Below are 227 nucleotides of genomic sequence, written 5' to 3'. Positions count from 1 at the left end.
TTACTCAATCGTTGATGATGTGTGAGATCCGATCTCTTTTGCATTACTACGTTTACTCTTAAACGTTAGTAACCAAACATCTTTATAAAGAACTATTTATTTGAAAGAAGAAGGAAACAACAGCTCATAGGTTAATGAGCTCTAAAAAGGAGGTATTCCAGCCGCACCTTCCGATACGGCTACCTTGTTACGACTTAGCCCCAATTACCGATTTTACCCTAGGCGGT

Annotated in this window: 1 rRNA gene; it reads right to left on the bottom strand. The window is 39.2% G+C overall.

Going from position 1 to position 227, the window contains the following annotated elements:
- Positions 1-145: 145 nt before the first annotated feature.
- Positions 146-227 (bottom strand): 16S ribosomal RNA (locus F3J22_RS30355); the annotation flags it as partial.

The organism is Chitinophaga sp. Cy-1792 (assembly GCF_011752935.1).
Lineage (GTDB): Bacteria > Bacteroidota > Bacteroidia > Chitinophagales > Chitinophagaceae > Chitinophaga.
This window is presented reverse-complemented; position numbering and strand designations above follow the sequence as displayed.